Consider the following 2271-nt stretch of genomic DNA (forward strand, 5'->3'; position numbering starts at 1 on the left):
GTAGACGCTCCAAGGTAAACATCTCCGAATTTCACCATTGAATTAAATTCGTAATCAATGTACTGAGTTGTAGCCCTTGCCTGCAAAGCATGATCCAAAACAAACATACAAGAACTGTACGGTACGAAAGAGGCCGTAATATCCGCTGTTGGTGTAGGAGCGTATCCGTTCATATCGGCCATTATCGTATTTTCCCCCTCACATGCCTCAGTATCGAACTTGTAAAGCAATCAATGCTTGATGTCATAGTAGGAGTCGGAACTGTACCTGTAAGTATTATGGTGTCGTTTGCCAACGACGCATAAAAACGGACAAGGTCACCAGGTATAGGCACTCTGCCAGACAAAGTAACAACCTGCCCAGTCAATGCCACCATGGTACAATACGGACAAGGCGACCTTCCAAAAATAGAGGCAACATTCCCAACGGTAACTTCAAATAATCCGGTCGGAGTCGGGACTTTACCAGATATAACTGTAATATTCTCTGTATCACCTATACAGGTAATAAGGGGAACCGGCACCCGGCCATATATAGTAGCAAGATGGTGGGTATCAGCTACTACATTACATGTTGGAACAGGAAAGTCTCCGCTAAAACTAAGACCGATTCGCATTGAGCAGGTCGGGCACGGAGCGCTGGCTATAATTGATGGGTCCCTGCCGCTGTAAGCTATACAGGTAAATCCGGGGGCCGGGCAATAGCCTTCTATTATCCTGCCGATTCTAAAACTTGCAGTTGGAATCGGTGGAGAAGCTTCGATGCGAGCATACCTGAAAACAGCCATCGCTTCGCATGTTGGTGTGGGGCAGACGCTATCTATTTGTGCATAGTTGAAGCAATGATCACATGACAATACTGTTTTTGCTGATAATGCATCAACCGAAAACTCGACTAAGGTACTTCCAGCCAAATTTGATGCTCCAGATAAGATGCATGGCGATATTTCAATTTGAGATGTTGCGCTATTCGATGTTACAGACACAAAGGCTTCATCTAAATCAATATAGCCTGGATATATCTCTCCAACAGATAAATCACAAGAAGTTTTAAGCGGAACTGTTGGACTTTCTAAAGCAAAAAAACCATCAGGAGGAGAATATGACTGATCGGATAACGAGAATCTTGCCGTCATTTGATCATTGTAACGGCGCATCGAAATCATAGGGAACCATGGACCGGCTGCTATTCCACTATATGCCTCGCCAGTCCCCGTAGCAGGATTACCCCCTGCTTGCCACACACCATTCTTAGACCACCATATTTTGCGAGCATCAAGGTCTAAAGCTATGCCAATTATGTCGCCTTCTGTATATGTGTCCCCATAGCTAACACCATTACCGTCAAAATATTTTCTACCATAATTGCCCTGGTAACAATAACTATTAGCACTACTACCAATATAATTATTGAGATCCTGTGATGAATTTCCGATACCAACATATATTATGTTAGAAGGTGGAAGGCTATAATCCCTATTTATATAAACTTCCCAGTACCATTTCCCGCTATCCGCCGAATCTATAGCACGCAAGCCAGAATGTTCATCGCTTCCTGTCTGCGTAACCGTGAGATCACCATTAGACAAGCTTATCCTATCAGACTTGTCATCTGGATTCCACGTTATTATATGAGGACTTGTGCCACTACTTGGGCAAGCAAATTCAAATCGAGTGCTTGCGCTCAGACTGCTGATTGCACCAAATGGCGAAGGGCAAGTAACTTCTGCCATGATTTACAATATCCCTTTACGTGGTATCTATTTTAATGTCTTTTATTACAAATGCGCTTCCGTTGGGTATAGTATAATCTACTCCATAATCTATGCATCCGACTACTGTCGCTATTTCTTTAATGGAGAAATTATCAAAATCACCGGCTGCCGCTGCATTGGTCTTTGAATAAATTCGGAGTTCATCAGTAGCGGCATAGTCTTCGTCGGCTACAAAATCAATATACTGATCTGTACCCGCGACAGCATCACCTAACACCTGCAAGGCTGTACCGTTTAGTTTAAACTCAAACCCAGCCGTGGACTCTGAATAGTCATACTGCAACCTATATCGACCTCCGGCTACCAATGATGTCCCAATATCGGTAAAGGTAATTTTACAATACTGACCGATCGCAGAAGCGACAAGACTCATGTCAGTAGTTTTATCAAACGATCCACCAAGATCAACATTAACCCAACTGCTCGTACCTGCCGTGAATGTCCGATCTTCTTCAGTAGTGAAAAATTCAGTATCATCGAGAGACGAAAAGTCAAGA

General features: G+C 43.4%; 2 protein-coding genes. Both read right to left on the reverse strand.

The features are described 5' to 3' along the window. Positions 1-181 precede the first annotated feature (181 nt). Entirely contained in the window at positions 182-1732 is a 1551-nt protein-coding gene (locus J7K40_04330) for a hypothetical protein (GenBank protein MCD6161625.1), read from the reverse strand. Positions 1733-1748: 16 nt separating this feature from the next. Beyond that, on the reverse strand, positions 1749-2271 hold a 523-nt coding region (locus J7K40_04335), incomplete at its 5' end, for a hypothetical protein (protein MCD6161626.1).

The sequence above is a fragment of the Candidatus Zixiibacteriota bacterium genome, from assembly GCA_021159005.1.
Taxonomy (GTDB): domain Bacteria; phylum Zixibacteria; class MSB-5A5; order UBA10806; family 4484-95; genus JAGGSN01.